Below are 21,640 nucleotides of genomic sequence, written 5' to 3'. Positions count from 1 at the left end.
TACGGCCCATCCGACCGGACCGGATCGCCCCGCGTCGCCCGGCGATTGGTCGCGGGGCGATTGTCAGTGCCCCCTTCTACGGTGTGAACAGTGGGACCCGCCGGAAGGCCGCGGGTCCGTCCTGGGGAGGGGTGTGCCATGACCGGGTCCGCGGTCTCGACGACGTATCTGGAGCTGTCGCAGGAAGGCGGCGGCGCGCACAAGTTCTATGAAGTGGCCGTCGACGGCATGGTGGTGACGGTGCGGTACGGGCGGATCGGCGCGGCCGGGCAGACGCAGACGACGACCTTCCCCACCGCGGAGAAGGCGCGCGCCGCCGCCGCGAAGAAGGTCGGGGAGAAGGTCCGCAGCGGGTACGCCCCCGCTGTCCCCGGGCAGCGCGCGCCACGTCCGGTGACCCGCCGTCAGGTGGCGTCGGCGCCGTCCACCGCACGCGCCGTGGCGCCCGTGCTGTGGCGGTTCCGCACCGGCTCGTCGGCGTTCGGCATCCATGTCGACGACGAGCACTGCTGGGTGGGCAATCAGGCGGGCGATGTGTACACCCTGGACCACGACGGCGGCGTGCTGGCCCGCTTCAGCCTGCCGGACGGCGTCAAGTGCCTGGTCGCCGACGACTTCTGGATCTACGCGGGCTGCGACGACGGCAAGGTCTACGACCTGTCCTCGAAGCTGCCGTTCGCGGCGTACGACATCGCGGCGGACGTCGACATCTTCTGGCTGGACATCCACGAGGGCGTCCTGGACGTCTCGGACCGCGACGGCAGGCTGACCGTCATCGACCACGAGGACGAGCACCAGTGGGCCCGCCGCAGCCAGGGCGAGCACGCCTGGATGGTCCGCGCCGACGACCGCGCCGTCTACCACGGCCACCACCGCGGAGTCACCGCCTACGCGCCCGACGGCGGCGGCGAGCTGTGGCACACGCCCACCAAGGGCGGCGTGCTGTTCGGCTGGCAGGAGGACGACGCCGTGTACGCGGGCACGGCGTATCGCGTGGTCCAGCGGCTGTCGAAGGCGACCGGCGCGATCGAGGCCACCTACGCCTGCGACAGCGCGGTGTACTCGTGCGCCGCCTCGCCCGGCGGCCGGTTCGTCTTCGCCGGCGACGCCGCCTCGTCCGTCTACTGCTTCGACCGGGACGGCACCCGGCTGTGGAAGCTCGGCACCGGCGGCGGCTCGGCCCTGTCGATGCAGTACCGCGACGAGCGGCTGTATCTGGTGACCACGGACGGCTCCCTGGTCTGCGTGGACGCGAGCGAGACGGCCGTCGCCGCGGCCCAGCAGGGCACGGTTCCCCAGCCGCGGGACGTCAAGCTCGCCGCAGCCCTGCCGTCGTACGCGCCCGTCACGGCCGCGGGCGCGGTGACCGCCGTCGCCGACGCCCCCGCCGGAGCGGTCGTCGTCGAGTGCGTACAGGACGGCGGCCGGCTGCGCGTCCACGTGGTGTCCGAGGGCTACGAGCCCTCCTGGAACGTCCAGTTCCCCCGCGCGATACGGGAGCCCGGCGCGCGGTACGTGGTCGACGCGCTGCACCCGGCCGCCGGCGGCTTCTACCGCGTCCGCGGCGACATCCGGCGGCTGCTGTGACCGGGGCCCGTCACCGGCGGCGCGGCAGCGGCCGCCGGTGACGGGCCCCGGTCAGGCCCTCGACGCCAGGCGGTCACCCGCCTGGGGCCGTCCTCGCGCTGCGACCGGTCTCTCAGGCTCCGGCCTGATCGGCCTGCTCGCTCTGCTCAGCCTTGGCCGCCGCTCGCACCAGCTTCAGGTACCGGTCCCAGTCCCAGTGCGGCCCGGGGTCCGTGTGATCGGTCCCCGGGACCTCCACATGGCCGATGACATGCTTCCGGTCGACCGGCATGCCGTACCGGGCGCAGATCCCCGCCGTGAGCTTCGCCGACGCCTCGTACATCGCGTCCGTGAAGTCCTCCGGGCGGTCCACGAACCCCTCGTGCTCGATCCCCACGCTGCGTTCGTTGTAGCCGCGGTCGCCCGCGTGGAACGCCACGTCCAGCTCGCGGATCATCTGCGCCACATGGCCGTCCTTGCGGACGACGTAGTGGGTCGCCGCTCCGTGCAAGGGGTCCTTGAAGACCTTCAGCGCCGTCGGATAGCTGCCCTGGACGACATGGATGATCACCCGGTCGATCCGGTAGTCGTCGGGGCGGTCGGCCAGCCGCCAGTTCGCCGGATTCGCCGCGATCCACTCCGCGCCCGCGTGATCCAGCTCACCCTCCTTGCGGGGCTTGCGCGCCCAGGGCATGCCGCGCCATACGCGCCGGATCTCGTCCTGTGCCCAGACGCCCCCGCCGACGAGGGCCGCGCCGCCTCCCAGCAGCACGGCCCGCCTGCCGAGGTGACGCTTGTGCCGCTGCTGCCTGTCATCGCTCCCCATGCGAACCACAACGCATACGCGCAAGCTTTCGGTTCCCCCGGCCCGTACCCTGGTAGGGCTATGACTGAGACTTCCCCGCGCCCCCGCCCGCTCCGGGTCCTCGCCGCCATGTCCGGAGGCGTGGACTCCGCCGTCGCCGCCGCCCGCGCCGCTGAAGCGGGGCACGATGTCACCGGGGTGCATCTGGCGCTCTCCGCGAACCCCCAGTCCTTCCGTACGGGCGCTCGCGGCTGCTGCACCATCGAGGACTCCCGGGACGCCCGCCGGGCCGCCGACGTCATCGGCATCCCCTTCTACGTCTGGGACCTCGCCGAGCGCTTCCGCGAGGACGTCGTCGAGGACTTCATCGCGGAGTACGAGGCCGGGCGCACGCCCAATCCCTGCCTTCGCTGCAACGAGAAGATCAAGTTCGCGGCGCTGCTCGACAAGGCCCTGGCCCTCGGCTTTGACGCGGTCTGCACCGGCCACTACGCGACGGTCGTCACCCGCGAGGACGGCAGCCGCGAGCTGCACCGCGCCAGCGACATGGCCAAGGACCAGTCGTATGTCCTCGGCGTGCTCGACGAGAAGCAGCTCGCCCACGCGATGTTCCCGCTCGGCGACACCCTCACCACCAAGGACGAGATCCGCGCGGAGGCCGAGCGCCGGGGCCTGGCCGTGGCGAAGAAGCCCGACAGCCACGACATCTGCTTTATCGCCGACGGCGACACCCAGGGCTTCCTCGCCTCCCGCCTGGGCAAGGCGGAGGGTGACATCGTCGACGAGTCCGGCGCGAAGCTCGGCACTCACGAGGGCGCGTACGGCTTCACCATCGGCCAGCGCAAGGGCCTCCGCCTCGGCCACCCCGCGCCGGACGGCAAGCCGCGGTACGTCCTGGACATCTCGCCGGTGAACAACACGGTCACCGTCGGCCCCGCGGCCGCCCTCGACGTCACCGCCCTCACCGCTGTCAAGCCCCGCTGGTGCGGCACGGCCCCCTCGGGCCCCGGCACGTACACCGCGCAGCTCCGCGCCCACGGCGGCGAGACGGAGGTCACCGCGGAGCCGGTCGGCGACGAGCTGTACGTCACCTTCGCCGAGCCGGTGCGGGGCGTGGCCCCGGGCCAGGCGATCGTCCTGTACGACGGCACGCGCGTGGTCGGCTCGGCGACGATCGCGACGACGGTCCGCCGCACGGCGGCGGCGGTCTGAGTCTCGGGGGGCGGTCAGCCCCCGAGGGCCCCGGCCCGCACCCCGGCGAGGAGCTGTTCCAGCGCGGCGCGCGGGACGGTGATGACCGGCGTCGGTCGCACGCTGTCCCGTATGCCCACGGTGCGGTCGTCGAGGAGCGCGATTTCTACGCAGTTGTTCCCGCCGCCGCTGCAGTAGCTCGCGCGCTTCCACTCGAATGCGGTCACTGTTCTCGGTCCTCTCAGAGATCCCGCCTGATGGACCGGATCAACTCCTGCGACTCTTTCGGAGGCAGCGCCGACTCCTCCATCAGGTCCAGAAGGGAACGATAGTTCGCCAGCGGTGACGGCGCATCAACGAAGCTCGCCCCGACTGCGGTGTCCAACTGGACGGTGTCCAGCTGTGGCACCTCACCTTCCGCGTACAGGATGGACTGACCAGCCCCGTAGAACCCTCCGGCGCTGAAGGGGATGACACGCAGCGTCACGTTTGGCCAGTCGGCGGCGTCCGCCAATCGTGCCAGCTGCTCTCGTGCTGTCGCATGACCACCGAACTCGATGCGCAGTGCCGCTTCGTGAATGATGCCGGTGTACGGGGTCGGGTTCTCACAGGTGAGCACTGACTGCCGACTCATGCGGTGTGCGACGCGCAGCTCGACGTCGAGGCGGGACAGCTTGGGCACACCAAGCTCAAAGATGGCCCGCGCATGGTCTTCCGTCTGAAGCAGCCCCGGCACGTGCACCGTCTGCGCTGTGCGGATACGTACGGCATGGTATTCCAACTCTGATACGTCCAGATGCCCATCCGGCAGCTTTCCCCGGTACTCGCTCCACCAGTGCCTGGCCCTGCGGCTGTTGGCCATGTCCGCGAGCGCGTCGACGAGCGCCTGGTCCGGGCATTTGTAGTGGCTGGCGAGTTGCCGTACCCGTTCATCGCTGACGGTGGTCCGCCCGGCCTCGATGTTGGAGATCATTGTGCGATCCGCGCCGAGCATCGAGGCCGCTTCCTGAATGGAAACGCCCGCGTGTTCGCGCATGCGGCGCAGCTCGGTGGCCAGACGGCGCTGACGGCCGGTGGGTGCGCTCCGTGGTGCCATGGTTCCTCTCCTGAAGCGAACGGCCAGTCTGGCAGCGGGTGTTACGGCGGTCTAGTGAACCGACCTGGCATTCACTCGTCCGTGAAAGATGCCTCACACGTGAGTTGAGGTGTCCTATCGTGTGAGCCACACCACTCAACTCGCCGTAGGAGGCCCCCGCATGGCACATGCGGACCACGAGCATCCGGCCCCGGGCGGACACACTCCCGCCCCGATCCCCTTCGCAGACCCCTGGGAGTACGAGCTCCACTTCCCGCGGGACCCCCGCGGCCCCGCCATCGCCCGGACCACGCTCCGCGCCGTGCTCACCGCGCACCGGCTGCACGAACTCACCGACCGGGCCGAGCTGCTGACGTCGGAGCTTGCCGCGAACGCCGTCTGCTACTCCTCCGGGCCCGCGACCGTCCGGCTGCGCTGGACGCTGCCCGTGCTCCGGGTGAGCGTGATGGACACGAGCCCCGAGTTCCCCGTTCCGCTGATCCCGGAAGGGCCGGACGCCGAGCGGGGCCGCGGGCTGCTGATCCTGGATCTGCTCGCCGACGCCTGGGGCGGCTGCCGCATCGGGGAGGCGCTCCTCGGGGCGGGCGGCAAGAGCATCTGGTTCGAACTGGTCCACGGCGACGACGGCCCGCCCCCGCCCGGGGACCTCCCGCTGCTCGGCGACGCGGGCCCCGCCGCGCCCGTGGCCCCTGCGCTGGCCGCCTGAGCATGACGCCGGGGCAGCGGCGCGCGCCGTCCGGGTGGAGCAACGGTGACACCGGTCGGGCTAGCGCCATGTGCGTGCGGATGCCGGCGTGAGCGGGCGTTCGTAGCGTCGGGGTGGGCCGGGCCGCGGCGCCCGGCATGATGCTGAGGAGTGACTCATGCGGAGCCTGCTCATCCGCAGATGGACGGCGGCACTGGCCGGCGTCGGCGTCGTCCCCTTGCTGTGGTGGGGCGTTCAGGCTCCCTCGGCCGGCGCGGCCGCGCCGTGCCCCAGGGCGTCAGCGCCTCCGTCGGCCGGAGACGTACGGGCGGCGGTGCGGCAGCAGCCGCCGGACTCGTTCACTGTGGAGACCTGGAACATGCAGGGGGCGACCGCGTCCGGGGAATGCTGACGAGAGTCGGCGAGTGCCCCGAGTGTTCAGCCGGCTGACCAGCGGGCCCATGAGCTGCTCAGCCGGACGGCTCCACCACCTCCGCCTCGTAGAAGCAGAAGTGCCCCTTGATCTGAGCCACGTCCGGCTTGGGGACCGGGTACGCCCACACCAGGTCCTTCGCTTCCGGGCGGGACCAGTAGGAGGCCGTGCCCTTGAAGGGGCAGTACGTGTGGGTGTCCGATTCCGTCAACAGGTCTGTGCGGACGTCCTCCGGGGGGATGTAGTAACGCACGGGGCAGCCTGTCTCGCGCAGCACCAGAGGGCGGCGGCTCTCCGCCAGGACGGCTCCGGCCGAGAGGACGCGGACGTGGTGCGTGGAGCGTTCGATCGTGATGCGGTGGCCTGAGGTCATGCACGGCACAACGAGAACGCCGGGATGGGGATTCCCCCCACCCGCAGGCGTCGGCCATGAACATCCGCGGCGAGCGCCACACCCGGCCCGTGCGCGAATTGGCGCAGCTCATCGGTGAGGGCGGGCACACCCTGGAGGAGTGCATGCGCCGCCGGTGATGCGAGCATGGGGCCATGGCTACACATGTGATCACCGGCGCCGGTTCCGGAATCGGCGCGGCCGTGGCGCGGCGGCTCGATGAGCGCGGCGACGACCTCGTACTGCTGGCGCGGGACGCGGGACGGGCGAAGGAGCTGGCCGGGCAGTTCCCCGGGGCCCGTACGCTCGTCGCGGATCTCGCGGAGCCGGACCGGATCTCGTGGGCGTTCGGGCATCAGACGATGCCGGAGCGGATCGACTCGCTGGTGCACAGCGCGGGGGTCGTGGACCTCGGCGCGGTCGGCGAGCTGAGCTGCAAGACCTGGCGGCAGCAGCTCAATGTCAATCTGATCGCGCCCGCCGAGCTCACCCGGCTTTTTCTGCCCCAGCTGCGGGCCGCGCGGGGGCATGTGGTCTTCGTCAACTCCGGCGCCGGGCTCAACGCGCATGCCCAGTGGAGCGCGTACGCCGCGTCCAAGCACGGGCTGAAGGCGCTCGCGGACTCGCTGCGGCAGGAGGAGTACGCGAACGGGGTGCGGGTGACCTCCGTCTATCCGGGGCGCACCGCCAGCCCCATGCAGGCCAAGGTGCACTCCCAGGAGGGCAAGGAGTACGAGCCGTCCCGCTGGATCGACCCCGAGTCCGTCGCGACGGCGATTCTCACCGCGATCGACCTGCCCCGGGACGCGGAGATCAACGATCTGACGGTGCGGCCGAGGCGATGAGCGAGCAGATGTTCCGGGGCGCGACCGGCGTCGGGTCCATGCCCGGCGGGGACGCGCGCGAGGCCGCGAAGACCGTCGCCGGGACCTTCGAGGAGTTTCCGCACCTGCCCGAGCTGCCCGCCCGAGGGCCCGGCGCGGACATGATCGGGCGGACCGTCGGGCTGCTTGTCGACCTGTACGCGCACGTGGAGCCCAGCGGCTGGCGGATCAGCGACCGGCCCGGCCGGGACACCCGGCGCGCCCGCTCCTGGCTCGGCGAAGACCTCGACGCGCTGGAGGAGCACACCCAGGGGTACGCCGGGCCGCTCAAGGTGCAGGCCGTGGGGCCCTGGACGCTCGCCGCCGCCGTGGAGCTGCGCGGCGGCGAGGCGGCGCTCGCCGATCCGGGGGCCTGCCGGGATCTTGCGGCGTCGCTCGCGGAGGGGCTGCGCGCCCACCTCGCGGAGGTCGCCCGCCGGGTGCCGGGCGCGCAGCTGGTCCTCCAGCTCGACGAGCCGTCGCTCACCGCCGTGCTGCGCGGACAGATCCGCACGGCCAGCGGCTACCGCACCCACCGGGCCGTCGACCGGCAGCTCGTCGAGAGCACGCTGCGCGAGGTGGGGGCGGTCTGCGACGGCCCGCTCGTGGTGCACTCCTGCGCGCCGGACGTGCCCTTCGCGCTGCTGCGGCGCGCCGGAGCGTCGGCCGTTTCGTTCGATTTCCAACTGATCACCGAGCGTGATGAGGAAGCGATCGGCGAGGCGGTGGAGGCGGGCGTCCGGCTGCTCGCCGGGGTCGTGCCGTCCGCCGACACGGCATTGTCAGACCCTGCCGGTAGCGTCATGGGTGTCAGGACGCTGTGGCGCAGGCTGGGGCTGAATCCGGGGACTCTCGCGGAGTCCGTGGTGATCACTCCCACATGCGGTCTCGCGGGTGCCTCGCCCGCGTACGCCCGTGCGGCGCTCGCCCACTGCGTCCGGGCCGCGAGATCGCTCGCGGACAACCCTGAGTGACGGGTGCTCGGGGGTACGGCGGCGCCCACGGCGGGTCCGGCGGGTACCGGTGACGGGTGGCACCGGTGGGACACGGGAGGACGACACGGTGGCTGGTGAGCAGCAGAAGGCGCAGCAGGACCTGCCCGCGGAGGTGCGGGAGCGGCATGCGCAGCTGGCCGAGCAGGTCGAGGAGCACCGCTTCCGGTACTACGTGAAGGACCAGCCGGTCATCAGCGACAGCGAGTTCGACCGGCTGATGCGTTCCCTGGAGAAGCTGGAGGAGGAGTATCCCCAGCTGCGCACGCCGGACTCGCCGACGCAGAAGGTCGCCGGCACCTATGAGACGGAGTTCACGGCCGTCGAGCACCGCGAGCGCATGCTGTCGCTCGACAATGCCTTCGACGACGAGGAGCTGGCCGCCTGGGTCGAGCGGGTGGCGCGCGAGGTCGGAGAGTCCGAGCACCACTTCCTGTGCGAGCTGAAGGTCGACGGCCTCGCGGTGAATCTGACGTACGAGAAGGGGCGGCTGACCCGGGCCGCCACCCGCGGCGACGGCCGCACCGGCGAGGACATCACGCCCAACGTCCGCACCATCGGGGGCATTCCGGACCGGCTCAAGGGCGACCGCATCCCGGATCTTGTGGAGATCCGCGGCGAGGTCTACTTCCCGATGCACGCCTTCGAGGAGCTCAACGCCCGTCTGGTGGAGGCGGGCGACAAGCCCTTCGCCAATCCGCGGAACGCGGCCGCGGGCTCGCTGCGGCAGAAGGACCCCAAGGTCACCGCCACCCGTCCGCTCCACATGCTGGTGCACGGTCTCGGCGCGCGCGACGGGCTGCAGATCGACCGCCTGTCGGAGGCGTACGAGCTGCTGCACGAGTGGGGTCTGCCGACCGCCGCGCACAACAAGGTCGTGGACTCGCTCAAGGAGGTGCGCGAGTTCATCGCGTACTTCGGCGAGAACCGCCACTCGATGGAGCACGAGATCGACGGCGTGGTCGTCAAGCTCGACGAGATCCCGCTCCAGGGGCGGCTGGGCTCCACCTCGCGCGCCCCGCGCTGGGCGATCGCGTGGAAGTACGCGCCGGAGGAGGTCAACACCAAGCTGGTCAATATCCGGGTTGGCGTCGGCCGCACCGGCCGGGTGACGCCGTATGCCCAGGTGGAACCGGTCACCGTGGCCGGCTCCGAGGTCGAGTTCGCCACGCTGCACAACCAGGACGTGGTCAAGGCCAAGGGCGTCCTCATCGGCGACACGGTGGTGCTGCGCAAGGCCGGTGACGTCATCCCGGAGATCCTCGGCCCGGTCGTCGATCTGCGGGACGGCAGCGAGCGCGAGTTCGAGATGCCCTCCGAGTGCCCCGAGTGCGGGACGGCGCTGCGTCCCATGAAGGAGGGGGACGTCGATCTGCGCTGTCCCAACGCCCGCTCCTGCCCTGCGCAGTTGCGTGAGCGGCTGTTCTATCTCGCCGGCCGCAAGTGCCTGGACATCGAGAACTTCGGCTATGTGGCGGCTGCCGCGCTGACCCGGCCGCTGGAGCCCGCCGAGGCGCCGCTGACGGACGAGGGCGATCTGTTCGACCTCGCCGTCGAGCAGCTGCTGCCCATCAAGGCGTATGTCCTCGACCAGGACAGCGGGCTGCCCAAGCGCGATCCCAAGACGGGCGAGGAGAAGGTCGTCACGGTCTTCGCCAACCAGAAGGGCGAGCCGAAGAAGAACGCGGTCGCCATGCTGGAGAACATCGCGGCGGCCAAGGAGCGGCCCCTCGCGCGGATCATCACGGGGTTGTCGATCCGTCATGTCGGGCCGGTCGCTGCGGAGGCGCTGGCGCGTGAGTTCCGGTCGATCGAGCGGATCGAGCAGGCGTCCGAGGAGGAGCTCGCGGCCGTCGAAGGGGTCGGTCCGACCATCGCAGCCTCGCTCAAACAGTGGTTCGAAGAGGACTGGCACCGTGAGATTCTGCGCAAGTGGCGTGCCGCGGGCGTCCGGATGGAGGAAGAGGGCGCGGGGGAGGACGAGGGGCCCCGGCCGCTGGAGGGCGTCACCGTCGTCGTCACCGGCACCCTGCAGAACTACACCCGGGATGGCGCAAAAGAGGCGCTGCAGAAAATTGGCGCGAAAGTGACTGGCTCGGTCTCCAAGAAGACCGGATTTGTGATCGTCGGTGACAACCCCGGCTCCAAGTATGACAAGGCCATGCAGCTGAAAGTTCCGGTGCTGGACGAAGACGGCTTTGAAGTCCTGCTGAAACAGGGCCCGGACGCGGCGCGTGAGGCCGCTGTGCCCCAAGAGGCGTAATGGACCGGCAATGTGCGGGGCTTGGGAGGGAGCCGTGAAGGGCTTACGCAATGGCGTGCACAGGACGCGAAAGGCCGGAAATGTACGGCGAGCCGGGTGGACGGAACACTCGGTACAGGTCACCCGTTCGGCCCATACCAGATGGATAAGGGTGGCCAGGTCGCATTCGGGCAAGAGCTGTAGAGCGCTGCCCGTCCGAGCTTCCTGCGGCCTACTGTTGAGATGCGCGCCTTTCGTGCACGGCTGCGTGGTGGGATTTCAGTCGTGGTGGGATGACAACGGGAGCCATCGCGAGGCAGAGGCAACGGCACCGCCGGCTGTGAGAGGGACGGGAATGAAACCGACCGAAAGCGCCGCCCCGGTCTCACGGCCGCGTGCCTTCGCGGCCCTTGCGGACACGGCGCCCTGGCTGCCCCTCGCCGTCATGGCCGGCGCCGCGGGCGTCCTCGCCGCGGGAATCGTGCACAGCGTGCGCGAGGGCCAGGCCCTCTTTCCCGGCGGCGGGCTCGGCTGGTCGCTGGCGCTTCTCACCGGCCTGGTCGTCGGCCATCTCGTCGCGCTGGGGCGCGACCGCTGGTGGGGCGGCACCGGCTCCGGCGCCGCCCTCACCCTGGCCGTGCTGCTGCTGTTCGGCTGGGTTCCCGCAGGCCTCGTCAGCCTCGCCGTCGTCGCCCTCGTCGGGGTCGCCCGCCGCAGCCGCTGGCGGCAGGGCGTGCTGCACGGCGCGGTCGACATCCTCGGCATCGGCGCGGCGGCGCTGCTCCTCGCCGCGTTCGGGGTGGTCCCGAGCGTCGCCGCCCCCTGGAACCCCCTCGGCTGGGGGATCGCGGCCGCCCCCGAGGTCATGGCCGCCGCCACCGCCTATCTCGCCGTCACCCGCGTACTGCTGTGGTATGTGCTGGCCCCGCAGGGCGGCGGACTGCCCACCGCCGCGCGCACCGCCCTGCTCCGGCAGGGGCTCGTCGCCGTCGCCCTCCTCGGCATCACCCCGCTGATCTGCGTCGTCGCCATGACCAGGCCGCTGTTCCTGCCGCTGTTCGCCGTGCCGCTGATCGCCCTGGACTCCACCCTGTGGATCGCTCGGGTCCGCGCGGAGGAACAGCTCCGCGACCCGCTGACCGGACTGCCCAACCGTCAGTGGCTGCTGGAGCGCACCTGGGCCGCGCTGGAGGACGCCGAGGGAAGCGGCGAGCGGGCCGCTCTGGTCCTGATCGACCTCGACCGCTTCCGTTCGGTCAATGACACACTCGGCCATCTGGCAGGCGACCGGCTGCTCCTCCAGATAGCCGAGCGGCTGAAGGCCGCGCTGCCGCGCGGGGCGGAGGCCGCGCGGCTGGGCGGCGACGAGTTCGCGGTGCTGCTGCCCACGGCTGACTCCACCACCAGCGCCCAGCGCATCACCCGCCACCTCGCCGCGGCCCTGTCCTCGCCGCTCGACCTGGACGGGCTCACCCTCGTCCTGGAGGCCAGCGCGGGCCTCGCCGTCTTCCCCGACCACGCCCATGACGCCGAAGGGCTGCTGCGCCGCGCCGACGTGGCCATGTACCAGGCCAAGCGGGACCGCACGGGCGTCGAGGTGTACGAATCCAAGCGCGACAGCAACACCCCCGACCGGCTCGGCCTCCTCGGCGATCTGCGGCGGGCCCTCGACGCCGGCGAGGTGGAGCTGCACTACCAGCCCAAGGTCGGCTTCGACGGGCATGTCGCCGGCCTCGAAGCGCTGGTGCGCTGGGTCCACCCGGACCGGGGGCGCGTCCCGCCGGACGAATTCATCGCGATCGCCGAGTCCTCCGGGCTGATGCCGCATCTGACGGAGTACGTCCTGGAGACCGCGCTCGCACAGGTCGCCCGCTGGCGCGAGCAGGGCCTGACGGTCCCGGTGGCGGTCAACGTCTCCCCGCGCGACGTCCACACCCCCGGCTTCGCCGGGGCCGTCGCCGCGCGGCTCGCCCGCCACGGGGTGCCGCCGGGCGCCCTCCAGCTGGAGATCACCGAGCATGTGCTGCTGGAGGACCCGCAGCGCGCCGCCGACACGCTCGCCGGGCTCAGCGACCACGGCGTGAAGATGTCCCTCGACGACTTCGGCACCGGGTACTCCTCACTGGTCCACCTCCGCCGCCTCCCGGTGAGCGAACTCAAGATCGACCGCTCCTTCGTGGCCCGGCTCGCCGTCGACGCCGAAGACGCGGAGATCGTCCGCTGCACCCTGGACCTCGCGCATTCGCTGGGGCTCCTTGTGGTCGCGGAGGGCGTGGAGGACGACGAGACCTGGGAGCGGCTGCGGAGCATGGGGTGCGACGCCGTGCAGGGGTGGCTGGTCGCGCCCGCGATGCCGCCGCAGGAGACCACGGCGTGGCTCCGCACCCGCGGGGAGCACGGGTGGCGGCGCCCGGCGGAGCTTCCTGCCGGTGCCGGTGCCGGTGCGGGCGCGGGGGCGTCGGCGGCGCCCGCGGTCTCCGCCGACGCGGAGAACCCCTCGGGGCAGACGGTCGCCTGACCCCAGACCCCGCGGGTCGGCCGCGCCGGGCTGGCGCCCTGTCGGGTGCGGGTCGCCGGGGGAGCCGGGCCCGTCAGGCCCGGAGGGGCCCCGACCACCCGAGGCGGGACAAGACCCCGCACCCCAAGGAACCCAAGGGCAGGCAATCCGCACCCAACGGAGGCCGGTGCCTTAAGGCGCGGGGCAGGGGGGTGTGAGGGCGGAGCCCCACACGTGAACCGAACCGTTTACCGGCCGACGTCGCGCGCCCCATAGGATTGAGGCCAAAACACTCACACTCACCCCTGAGGATCGCTGCATGCCTGGCATTACGCGCGAGGAGGTCGCCCACCTCGCCCGGCTGGCGCGTCTGGAGCTGAAGGACGAAGAGCTCGACCACTTCGCCGGACAGCTCGACGACATCATCGGCGCGGTCGCCCGCGTCTCCGAGGTCGCCGACCAAGACGTGCCCCCGACCTCCCACCCGCTGCCGCTGACCAACGTCATGCGCGCGGACGAGGTCCGTCCGTCGCTCACCCCCGAGCAGGCGCTCTCCGGCGCCCCGGCCCAGGAGCAGCAGCGTTTCAAGGTGCCGCAGATCCTGGGGGAGGAGTGAGCGCCATGACGGACAGCATCATCAAGCTCACCGCGGCCGAGATCGCCGCGAAGATCGCCTCCGGCGAGCTCACCGCCGTCGAGGTCACCGAGGCGCACCTCGCCCGCATCGAGGCCGTCGACGAGAAGGTGCACGCGTTTCTGCACGTGGACCGGGAGGGCGCGCTCGCCCAGGCCCGCGCCGTGGACGCCAAGCGCGAGGCGGGCGAGAAGCTCGGCCCGCTGGCGGGCGTGCCGCTCGCGCTCAAGGACATCTTCACCACCGAGGGCATCCCGACCACCGTCGGATCCAAGATCCTTGAGGGCTGGATCCCGCCGTACGACGCGACGCTCACCAAGAAGCTGAAGGCCGCGGACGTCGTCATCCTCGGCAAGACCAACATGGACGAGTTCGCCATGGGGTCCTCCACCGAGAACAGCGCCTACGGCCCGACCGGCAACCCCTGGGACCTGACGAAGATCCCGGGCGGCTCCGGCGGCGGCTCCAGCGCGGCGCTCGCCTCGTACCAGGCGCCGCTGGCCATCGGCACGGACACCGGCGGCTCCATCCGCCAGCCCGCCTCGGTCACCGGCACGGTCGGCGTCAAGCCGACATACGGCGGGGTGTCCCGCTACGGCATGGTCGCGTTCTCGTCCTCCCTCGACCAGGGCGGCCCCTGCGCCCGCACGGTCCTGGACGCCGCGCTGCTGCACGAGGCCATCGCCGGCCATGACCCGCTCGACTCGACGTCGATCGACGCCCCGGTCCCGCCGGTCGTCGAGGCCGCCCGCAACGGCTCGGTCGCCGGCATGCGCGTCGGCGTCGTCAAGCAGTTCCGCGGCGAGCACTACCAGGCCGGGGTGATGCAGCGCTTCGAGGAGTCCGTCGCGCTGCTGAAGGAGCTGGGCGCAGAGGTCGTGGAGCTGGACTGCCCGTCCTTCGACCTCGCGCTCTCCGCGTACTACCTGATCGCGCCGTCCGAGTGCTCCTCGAACCTGGCCCGCTTCGACGGTCTGCGCTACGGCCTGCGCACCGGCGACGACGGCGCCACGTCCGCCGAGGACGTCACCGCCGTCACCCGCGCGGACGGCTTCGGCCCCGAGGTCAAGCGCCGCATCATGCTCGGCACCTATGCGCTGAGCTCCGGCTACTACGACGCGTACTACGGCTCCGCCCAGAAGGTGCGCACCCTCATCAAGCAGGACTTCGAGAAGTCCTTCGAGCAGGTCGACGTGATCGTCTCCCCGACGACCCCGACCACCGCCTTCCCGATCGGCGAGCGCGTGGACGACCCGATCGCGATGTACTACGCCGACCTGTGCACCATCCCGGTCAACCTGGCCGGCAATGCCGCGATGTCGCTGCCCTGCGGCCTGGCCCCGGAGGACAACCTCCCGGTCGGTCTGCAGATCGTCGCCCCCGCGATGAAGGACGACCGCCTCTACACGGTGGGTGCCGCCGTCGAGGCCGCCTTCGTGGAAAAGTGGGGTCATCCGCTGCTGGAGGAGGCTCCCTCGCTGTGAGTGCCATGTCCAAGGCCAAGGGCTTCAAGAAGTCCAAGACCGGTACGTATCTGTCCATGGGCACCACCGCGTTCGGCGCGGTGAGTGTGATCAAGCAGGCCAAGAAGGCCCGCATGGAGCACGACACACTCCGGCTGATCGACGCCGCCGTGTCCGCCGCGGCCATCGTGACCGGCCTTGCGCTGCTCTACCGCGAGCTGAAGCGCATCGGCGACGACGACGTCCTGCTCGGCTGAGAGGGAAAGTTTCACCGTGACCGTCACTGAACTGGTGTCGTACGAGGCGGCCCTCGCGGCCTACGACCCCGTCATGGGCCTGGAGGTCCATGTCGAGCTCGGCACCAAGACCAAGATGTTCTGCGGCTGCTCCACCGAGCTGGGCGCGGCGCCGAACTCGCAGACCTGCCCAACCTGTCTGGGCCTGCCGGGTTCGCTCCCGGTCGTCAACGCCACCGGCGTGGAGTCCGCGATCAAGATCGGCCTGGCGCTCAACTGCGAGATCGCCGAGTGGTGCCGTTTCGCCCGGAAGAACTACTTCTATCCGGACATGCCGAAGAACTTCCAGACCTCCCAGTACGACGAGCCGATCGCCTTCAACGGCTATCTGGACGTCCAGCTGGAGGACGGCGAGGTCTTCCGGGTGGAGATCGAACGCGCCCACATGGAGGAGGACACCGGCAAGTCGACCCACATCGGCGGCGCCACCGGCCGTATCCACGGCGCGTCCCACTCCCTGCTGGACTACAACCGCGCCGGCATCCCGCTGATCGAGATCGTCACCAAGCCGATCGTCGGCGCGGGCGAGCGTGCGCCGGAGGTCGCCAAGGCGTACGTCACCGAGCTGCGCGAGCTCATCCGGGCGCTGGGCGTCTCCGAGGCCCGGATGGAGATGGGCCAGATGCGCTGCGACGTCAACCTGTCGCTGCGCCCGCAGGGCGCCTCGGTCTTCGGCACCCGCAGCGAGACGAAGAACGTCAACTCGCTGCGGTCGGTCGAGCGGGCCGTCCGCTTCGAGATCCAGCGGCATGCGGCCGTGCTTGCCGCGGGCGACAAGATCGTCCAGGAGACCCGCCACTTCCACGAGGACGACGGCACGACGACGCCGGGCCGCGTCAAGGAGGAGGCCGAGGACTACCGCTACTTCCCGGAGCCCGACCTGGTGCCCGTCGCCCCGTCCCGCGAGTGGGTCGAGGAACTGCGCGCCGGGCTGCCCGAGCTGCCGCGCGTACGCCGCAACCGGCTGCGGGAGGAGTGGGGCGTCTCCGCGCTCGACATGCAGTCCATCCTCAACGCGGGCGCGGTCGATCTGATCGTCGCCACCACGGAGGCGGGCGCGGACGCCGCGTCCGCCCGCAAGTGGTGGATGGGCGAGCTGGCCCGCCGCGCCAACGAGGAAGGCGTGGAACTCGGGGCCCTGCCGATCACCCCGGCGCAGGTGGCCCGCGTGGCCGAGCTGGTCGCCTCCGGCGATCTGAACGACAAGCTCGCCCGGCAGGTCATCGAGGGCGTGCTCGCCGGCGAAGGCGACCCGGACACGGTCGTCGAGAAGCGCGGTCTGAAGGTCGTCTCGGACGAGGGCGCGCTGGGCGCGGCCGTCGACGAGGCGATCGCGGGCAACGCGGCCATCGCCGACAAGATCCGCGGCGGCAAGGTGGCGGCGGTCGGCGCGCTCGTCGGCGCGGTCATGAAGGCCACCCGCGGCCAGGCGGACGCTGCCCGCGTCAAGGAGCTGATCCTGCAGAAGCTCGGCGTCGAGGCGTGATCGCCTGCCGCTGAGGCCGACCCAGGGGCGGCGCGCCGTTGTATGACGGCGCGCCGCCCCTGGCGTTTCGCCGGGCCGTGTTTCGCCGGGCGGACTTTCGCTTCTGCGTCCCCGCGGGGGTGGCGTCCCGCCGAGTGGCGCAGTCATCCGGACCGCGCCGGTCCGGATGGTCTGTGATCGGCTGGCCCGGCCGAGGCTCCGCGCCGCCGCGCGGGCCGGTCGGGGTGGCGGAGGCGATCCGGCCCTCCGGCCAAACCTGCCGCCGCCTGCGCGGCGGCCAAGGCTGACCGGCTACACCACTCGGCGGGGCACAACCCTCGCGGGGCGGCTGAAGGCCGATGCCGCTGCCGGGCGGGCGGGCTTCGTCCGCCTCTCGGAGGGAGGCCCCCGCGCGCCTGCCCGCACCGCGAGCCGCGGCGGCGTGCTGCTGAACGGCCCGATCGTCCTCCCGGCGTGGGCACGGTCGGACATGCCGCGTGGCCCCCGCCGCTCGGGTGGCGGGCACGGTTGATCGTCCGGTGTGTCGCGGTCGCCACGCAGGTGTCGCTGTCGCCGTGTCGCTGCCGCGCCGTGCCGCGCCGCCGGGTGCCAGGGCGTCTGTCGTCCGCGCCGCGGGGCCGGCTCGCGCGCAGCGCTGGGCCAGCCCCTGGGGTGGGGGGCGAAGCCCCCCCCACCCCGCCGGGCCGCGGCCGCGCGTCAGTGCCGTATGCCCAGCCCCGGCAGCCACATCTCGCCGCGGTCCTTGCAGCTCACATCGCGGGCGCGGAGCTGGTCCGGAGAGCGGGTGCCGCGGGCGCGGAGTTCGGTGAGGGCGAGGCGGGCCAACAGGGCGGCGTCCGCGCGGTCCGGATCGGGAAAGTCCGCCTGCCACCAGCCCCGGTCGCGGCTTTGCCAGCCGCGGGAGGTCATCAGCAGCGCGCGCTCCGCTGTGTCCTCCCCGTCCCGGTCGTCGATCGACACATGCAGGCCGTCCTCCAGGCTGTACGACACCAGGAGCTGTCGGCCGCGGTCCGCTCCGCTGGTCACGCAGAAGCTCGCCCAGTCCCAGCCGACCTGCACCGACAACTGCTCCACCCAGGCGGTGAGCAGCAGCGAAAGCGCACGCTCGAAGTGCTCAAGCGAGGTGGCGCGGCGGCCGCCCGGCCGCTCCGGCGGGCGCTCGCCCGGCCCCCCGCGGTCCAGCTGCCAGCTGTACGGCAGATGCTCGAAGTCATGCGGCTCATCGGCGGACCAGGCCCCGCCCCAGGCGAACGTCCTGCGCTCCTGGTCCTCCAGCGCCTCGGTGTCGTGCAGCGAGAGCTGCACCTGATGGCGGTCGCCGGAGAGCAGCAGCAGCCGCCCGGCGTCCCGCCAGCGGATGTTCGGACCGTGCGCCGAGCCGCCGTACAGCGTCGGCTCGCCGATCCGGTCCACGATCGCGTCATACACCGCCCGGAAGGACTCCCGTCGCTCCGCGAGCGGCGCCCGCGGGTCGAGAGTGAGCAGGGGCACCGGTCTCTGCCCCGGCCAAAGCCCTGACGCCTCATACAGCGACCGGGCGAACTCCGCCGCGTCATGCGGCGCTAACGCATGTCGTTGGTCTGTCCCCCTGTAGTCCATACCCGCCATCGTGCCAGCCGCCGCTGACAACGGTGTCGCACATCGGCCAACCCATGCAGGCCCCCATGACGATGACCGCGGCCTGTGCCTCACACTGCGTGACGAAGGGCGGGCGTTGATCATGCGTGCGCCCGTCGGGCGCATCGGAGCGCCCGCTGTGAGTAACACCACGAAACGGACAAATGATCACGATTCGCTGCCAGAGTGTCTACCCGTAGGTCATGAGTTCTTTGCAGGCTGTTCCCTGGCAAAGATCCGTATTCGACCCAGGGAGCTAGTTCTTTGGCAGCCATCGCCCGATGGTGCATCTCGCACCGACTCGCCACCGTCCTGCTCTGGCTGCTCGCCCTCGTCGGCGTCGCGGCCGCGGCGGGCGCCACGGGATCCGCGTACTCGAACGACTACCACATCCCAGGCACCGAGTCGGGCCGCGCCTCAGCCCTGATGCAGGAGGGCTTCCCGGGCACGGGCGGCGACAGCGACACCATCGTCTGGCATGCCGACAGCCAGAGCGTGCGCGCCGTGGACGTCCAGGAGCGCACCTCCGGGATGCTCGACGAGGTCGGGCAGCTGCCCGGCGTCGCCTCCGTGACCAGCCCGTACGGCAGCGAAGGCCAGGGACGCATCAGCGCCGACGGCCACACCGCCTACGCCACGGTCACCTTCGAGCAGTCGGCCAACGACATCCCCAAGGAGCAGGCGGAAGCGGTCGTCGCCACCGCCAAGGCCGCCGAGGGCGACGGGCTCCAGATCGAGCTGGGCGGCCGCGCCATCGCGATGACCGAGTCGTCCGGCGGGCATATCGCCGAGATCGTGGGCGTCGCCGTCGCCGCCGTCGTCCTCTTCCTCGCCTTCGGCTCCCTCGCCGCCAGCGTGCTGCCCATCGCCACCGCCCTGGTGTCCGTCGGCACCGCCTACGCGGGCATCCAGCTCCTCGGCCATGTGATGACGGTCGCCGACTTCGCGCCGATGCTCGGCCTGCTCATCGGCCTCGGCGTCGGCATCGACTACGCGCTGTTCATCGTCACCCGGCACCGCAGAGGCCTCAAACGCGGACTCACGGTGGAGGAGGCGGCGCGCAACGCCGTCGCCACCACCGGCCGGGCCGTCGTCTTCGCCGGCGCAACCGTGTGCATCGCCCTGCTCGGCATGCTCATCCTGCGGCTCGGCTTCCTCAACGGCGTCGCCATAGCCGCCTCCCTCACCGTCGTGCTGACCGTCGCCGCCTCGGTGACGCTGCTGCCCGCGCTGCTGTCGTTCATCGGCATGCGGGCCCTCAGCCGCCGCGAGCGCCGTCAGCTCGCCGAGCACGGCCCGCAGCCCGAACTGCCCACCGGCTTCGCCGCCCGCTGGTCCGCGTTCGTCGAGCGCCACCCCAAGCTGCTCGGCGCCGTCGCCGCCGTCGTCATGGCGGTGCTCGCCCTGCCGATGCTCTCGCTCCACCTCGGCACCTCCGACCAGGGCAACAAGCCCGCCTCCTCGACCACCCGACAGGCCTATGACCTGCTGGCCGACGGCTTCGGGCCGGGCGTCAACGGACCGCTGACCCTCGTCGGGGACCTCGAAGGGCCCGGCGACCATGTCGCCATGGACAAGCTCGCCGACACGCTGCGTGACACCAAGGGCGTCGAATCGGTCGGCCAGGTCGCCTACAACGGCAGCGGCGACACCGCCGTCCTCACCGTCGTACCCGACTCCGCACCCCAGTCGCAGGCCACCAGCGACCTCGTCGACCGGCTGCGCGGCGATGTGCTGCCCGACGCCGTGGACGGCACCTCCCTGGATGTGTACGTCGGCGGCCTGACCGCCGGCTACGACGACTTCGCCGACGTCATCGTCGGCAAGCTCCCGCTCTTCGTCGGCGTCGTCATCGCCCTGGGCTGTCTGCTCCTGCTGCTCGCGTTCCGCTCGATCGGCATCCCGCTCAAGGCCGCCGCGATGAACATCGCCGCCGTCGCCTCCTCCTTCGGCATCGTCGTCGCGATCTTCCAATGGGGCTGGGGCAGCGAACTGCTCGGACTGGGCGCGGCCGGGCCGATCGAACCCTTCCTGCCGGTCATCATGGTCTCCGTGCTCTTCGGACTCTCCATGGACTACCAGGTCTTCCTGGTCAGCCGGATGTACGAGGAGTGGCTGGAGACCGGCGACAACCGGCGCGCGGTACGGGTCGGCCTCGCCGAGACCAGCCGCGTTATCAACTCCGCTGCCGTGATCATGATTTCGGTCTTCCTCGCCTTCGTGCTCAGCGGCGACCGGGTCATCGCGATGTTCGGCATCGCCCTCGCCGCGGCCGTCGCCCTCGACGCCTTCGTCCTGCGCACCCTTCTCGTCCCCGCGCTGATGCATATGCTCGGCGGCGCGAACTGGTGGCTGCCGCGCTGGCTCGACCGCCGTCTCCCCAGGATCAGCATCGAACCCCCGGACTGCGTCGCGGGCGCCCGTGCGAAGATCCCAGGGCAGCGCGCGAGCGAAGAAGGCCAGCTCGTGCCGTAACCCCGGCTGAGGAGAAGCATGTTCGCGGTGTCGCTCGGCGACGACCAGGCACAGTTGCGTCCACTGGAACCCTGGCAGGCAGAGGAGTTCCTCGCCCACATGGACCGCGGACGCGAGCACATAGGCCAGTACGTCGGACTCCCCGACGTCGTCGCCGACCTCGACTCCGCGCGCGCCCATCTGCAGCGCTACGCCGACAAGCAGGCCGCGGACACCGGCCGCATCTACGGCATCTGGCTCGACGGCACGCTCGTGGGCGGCGTGCTGTTCCCGAACTTCGACGCCGCCCAGGGCGTGTGCGAGGCGGGCTGCTGGCTGGAGCCGTCCGCCACGGGCCGCGGCCTCGTCACCCGCGCGACCCGCGTCCTCATCGACTGGGCCGTCGAAGAACGCGGCATCCACCGCGTCGAGTGGTACGTCTCCGCCGCCAACAAGCCCAGCATCAAGGTCGCCCAGCGCCTGGGCATGACGCGCGAGGGTGTGCTGCGGCAGCAGTACGCGTACCGGGGGGAGCGGCAGGACATTGAGATCTGGTCCCTGCTCGCGCCCGAGTGGCGCGGCCGCCTCTCCTGACCAGGGGGCTCCGCCCCCGGACCCCCGCGCCTGAAATCACCGGCGGGGCTGGAGAATCCAGCCCGTTGGGGGCACCTCTGTGGGGGAGGTAGCTGGGGGAGATTGAGGATCGGGGGCCTGGGGGCGGAGCCCCCAGTTTCGGGAAGGGGCGGGGCAGGGGAGCAACCACCGCCTTAGGCCCGCACCCCGCAGCCCCCACCCCCCAAGAATCCGGCACCCTCCCGATGCGCCCCCACCCCCTCCCCGACGAGAGTCGAAGCCGTCACCGAAACCGGTGGCAGCCGATCGCAGATCTCGTCACCAGGGAGTGCGCCATGAACGCCGAGTACGCCGTG

Annotated in this window: 19 protein-coding genes; 14 read left to right on the top strand and 5 right to left on the bottom strand. The window is 71.4% G+C overall.

All coding sequences use genetic code 11. The annotated features are described in order from the left end of the window. The first annotated feature begins 138 nt into the window (after positions 1 to 138). A complete protein-coding gene (locus OF819_RS18640; RefSeq protein WP_267244701.1) occupies positions 139 to 1,587 on the top strand; it encodes a WGR domain-containing protein in 1,449 nt (482 codons plus the stop codon). Positions 1,588 to 1,699: 112 nt separating this feature from the next. Here OF819_RS18640 and OF819_RS18635 read toward each other — a convergent pair whose 3' ends face one another. Further along, entirely contained in the window at positions 1,700 to 2,392 is a 693-nt protein-coding gene (locus tag OF819_RS18635; protein WP_267244700.1) for an N-acetylmuramoyl-L-alanine amidase, read from the bottom strand. Between the two features lie 60 nt (positions 2,393 to 2,452). Between OF819_RS18635 and mnmA the strand changes: the two genes are divergently transcribed. Beyond that, a complete protein-coding gene (mnmA, locus tag OF819_RS18630) occupies positions 2,453 to 3,583 on the top strand; it encodes a tRNA 2-thiouridine(34) synthase MnmA (protein ID WP_267244699.1) in 1,131 nt (376 codons plus the stop codon). Positions 3,584 to 3,597: 14 nt separating this feature from the next. Here mnmA and OF819_RS18625 read toward each other — a convergent pair whose 3' ends face one another. Together OF819_RS18625 and OF819_RS18620 are read right to left on the bottom strand one after the other, a co-directional pair. Beyond that, complete coding sequence (locus OF819_RS18625) at positions 3,598 to 3,789, bottom strand: DUF397 domain-containing protein (protein WP_267244698.1); 192 nt, start codon at positions 3,787 to 3,789, stop codon at positions 3,598 to 3,600. A gap of 14 nt (positions 3,790 to 3,803) precedes the next feature. Continuing rightward, a complete protein-coding gene (locus tag OF819_RS18620; RefSeq protein WP_267244697.1) occupies positions 3,804 to 4,658 on the bottom strand; it encodes a helix-turn-helix domain-containing protein in 855 nt (284 codons plus the stop codon). A gap of 160 nt (positions 4,659 to 4,818) precedes the next feature. Here OF819_RS18620 and OF819_RS18615 point away from each other — a divergent pair, with 160 nt between their 5' ends. After that, on the top strand, positions 4,819 to 5,364 hold the full coding sequence (locus tag OF819_RS18615) for an ATP-binding protein (RefSeq protein ID WP_267244696.1): 546 nt from the start codon (positions 4,819 to 4,821) through the stop codon (positions 5,362 to 5,364). 157 nt (positions 5,365 to 5,521) lie between these two features. Next, positions 5,522 to 5,755: a hypothetical protein gene (locus OF819_RS18610; RefSeq protein WP_267244695.1), complete on the top strand. Its 234-nt coding sequence runs from the start codon at positions 5,522 to 5,524 to the stop codon at positions 5,753 to 5,755. 58 nt (positions 5,756 to 5,813) lie between these two features. On the opposite strand, the gene OF819_RS18605 is transcribed toward OF819_RS18610, so the two are convergent. Further along, the gene (locus OF819_RS18605; RefSeq protein ID WP_267244694.1) at positions 5,814 to 6,149 is read right to left on the bottom strand and encodes a DUF427 domain-containing protein; all 336 of its coding nucleotides are present in this window, start codon (positions 6,147 to 6,149) and stop codon (positions 5,814 to 5,816) included. Positions 6,150 to 6,322: 173 nt separating this feature from the next. Between OF819_RS18605 and OF819_RS18600 the strand changes: the two genes are divergently transcribed. The 8 genes from OF819_RS18600 (at position 6,323) to gatB (ending at position 16,640) form a co-directional block, all read left to right on the top strand. Further along, positions 6,323 to 7,012 carry an SDR family oxidoreductase gene (locus OF819_RS18600; protein ID WP_267244693.1) on the top strand — a complete coding sequence of 230 codons (690 nt, stop codon included), beginning with the start codon at positions 6,323 to 6,325 and terminating at the stop codon, positions 7,010 to 7,012. Next, on the top strand, positions 7,009 to 8,004 hold the full coding sequence (locus OF819_RS18595) for a methionine synthase (RefSeq protein ID WP_267244692.1): 996 nt from the start codon (positions 7,009 to 7,011) through the stop codon (positions 8,002 to 8,004). Before OF819_RS18600 ends, OF819_RS18595 begins: the two co-directional genes overlap by 4 nt. Before the next feature lie 88 nt (positions 8,005 to 8,092). Then, on the top strand, positions 8,093 to 10,285 hold the full coding sequence (gene ligA / locus OF819_RS18590) for an NAD-dependent DNA ligase LigA (RefSeq protein ID WP_267244691.1): 2,193 nt from the start codon (positions 8,093 to 8,095) through the stop codon (positions 10,283 to 10,285). A gap of 334 nt (positions 10,286 to 10,619) precedes the next feature. Further along, positions 10,620 to 12,782, top strand: a complete 2,163-nt coding sequence (locus OF819_RS18585) for a bifunctional diguanylate cyclase/phosphodiesterase (RefSeq protein WP_323748937.1) — start codon at positions 10,620 to 10,622, stop codon at positions 12,780 to 12,782. A 298-nt stretch (positions 12,783 to 13,080) separates the two neighbouring features. Beyond that, positions 13,081 to 13,377: an Asp-tRNA(Asn)/Glu-tRNA(Gln) amidotransferase subunit GatC gene (gene gatC, locus OF819_RS18580; protein ID WP_030258164.1), complete on the top strand. Its 297-nt coding sequence runs from the start codon at positions 13,081 to 13,083 to the stop codon at positions 13,375 to 13,377. A gap of 5 nt (positions 13,378 to 13,382) precedes the next feature. Further along, positions 13,383 to 14,879, top strand: coding sequence for an Asp-tRNA(Asn)/Glu-tRNA(Gln) amidotransferase subunit GatA (gene gatA, locus OF819_RS18575; protein WP_267244690.1), 1,497 nt, complete (start codon positions 13,383 to 13,385; stop codon positions 14,877 to 14,879). A gap of 5 nt (positions 14,880 to 14,884) precedes the next feature. After that, positions 14,885 to 15,115 (top strand): hypothetical protein, encoded by a 231-nt coding sequence (locus OF819_RS18570; RefSeq protein WP_267244739.1) that lies wholly within the window; start codon positions 14,885 to 14,887, stop codon positions 15,113 to 15,115. A gap of 16 nt (positions 15,116 to 15,131) precedes the next feature. Further along, the gene (gatB, locus tag OF819_RS18565) at positions 15,132 to 16,640 is read left to right on the top strand and encodes an Asp-tRNA(Asn)/Glu-tRNA(Gln) amidotransferase subunit GatB (RefSeq protein ID WP_267244689.1); all 1,509 of its coding nucleotides are present in this window, start codon (positions 15,132 to 15,134) and stop codon (positions 16,638 to 16,640) included. 696 nt (positions 16,641 to 17,336) lie between these two features. On the opposite strand, the gene OF819_RS18560 is transcribed toward gatB, so the two are convergent. After that, positions 17,337 to 18,131, bottom strand: a complete 795-nt coding sequence (locus tag OF819_RS18560; RefSeq protein WP_416370567.1) for a hypothetical protein — start codon at positions 18,129 to 18,131, stop codon at positions 17,337 to 17,339. Positions 18,132 to 18,521: 390 nt separating this feature from the next. Between OF819_RS18560 and OF819_RS18555 the strand changes: the two genes are divergently transcribed. Both OF819_RS18555 and OF819_RS18550 read left to right on the top strand, forming a co-directional pair. Continuing rightward, positions 18,522 to 20,732 (top strand): MMPL family transporter, encoded by a 2,211-nt coding sequence (locus tag OF819_RS18555; protein ID WP_267244687.1) that lies wholly within the window; start codon positions 18,522 to 18,524, stop codon positions 20,730 to 20,732. An 18-nt stretch (positions 20,733 to 20,750) separates the two neighbouring features. Beyond that, a complete protein-coding gene (locus tag OF819_RS18550; protein ID WP_267244686.1) occupies positions 20,751 to 21,305 on the top strand; it encodes a GNAT family N-acetyltransferase in 555 nt (184 codons plus the stop codon). Positions 21,306 to 21,640 lie beyond the last annotated feature (335 nt).

Source organism: Streptomyces sp. PR69 (genome assembly GCF_026420845.1).
Classification (GTDB): Bacteria; Actinomycetota; Actinomycetes; order Streptomycetales; family Streptomycetaceae; genus Streptomyces.
This window is presented reverse-complemented; position numbering and strand designations above follow the sequence as displayed.